Source organism: Vibrio sp. B4-6, assembly GCF_963888245.1.
GTDB lineage: Bacteria > Pseudomonadota > Gammaproteobacteria > Enterobacterales > Vibrionaceae > Vibrio > Vibrio anguillarum.
In genome coordinates, this window is the sequence record NZ_CAWPIM010000056.1 from 1 (window position 1) to 858 (window position 858).

At 39.7% G+C, this 858-nt stretch carries 1 pseudogene; it reads left to right on the top strand.

The annotated features are described in order from the left end of the window. Positions 1-732, top strand: a pseudogene (locus AACV20_RS14180) (DUF4062 domain-containing protein); the annotation flags it as partial. Positions 733-858 lie beyond the last annotated feature (126 nt).

Below are 858 nucleotides of genomic sequence, written 5' to 3' on the forward strand. Positions count from 1 at the left end.
GTGTATAAGTTTGACACTGCACAAGATATAAAATCTGCGCTTCTTCAGCAAATCCCCGATCTTTTTATGGACTCACTGGATGCCAGAAAAAAGCTGAAAGACAATGATATTGTTCTTTCTGCTGCTCAATACCCACCTAAATCAGCAAGGTTAGTGCTTGAAAAACCAGATGGGTGGGAGCATTTGCTGTTCGCCGAATTATGTAAGTCATACCTTGAACGTTTGGAGCACAAGAAATTCGATTTAGAGTATGGGGTCTCATTTAGTAATGTGATTTCAATTGATAATCCTTCAGATGTTTTTGCTTGGATTACCGTTCAAAATAACGAAATGCTCAAGCTAATTAGGATAGCAACAACCTTAGTCAATGACGCTGTAACGAGATCATTTGGAGAGCCTGGACAAGAAGGGGATTACAAAAAAATCCAGCATGTTTGCCAGAGGTTACTCGAAGTATATGAGAAAATAATAAACTGGAAACTTTCGTTTACTACGCTTGAAGTTCACGAAGACTTCGAGCCTATATTAGACGTTCTATCTGGCTTTGCTGATGACCCGTTATTCAAAATTGAAGAGTTTGTTAATCGTGTTCATACTGAAATTCCTGCAGCATTACAAAGTATTGCGAGTAGTGGAGAGCATGTAACGTTAGACTTCACTTTTGTCTTAGAGTCTCCAGATGTCGATAGCTTTGAAAGAGAATTAAAGAAAATTCACAATCTGTACTACTAAGCGCTCTAACAAACGGCTCAAGAGGGATTGTCAACGCGTGGTGGCTTTAGTACAAAATTGAAGCTCAGTGTTTACAGTGGTTTTTTAAGTTCGGCGGTGCGTTGTCAACCCCTTAGCCGGGCGTTA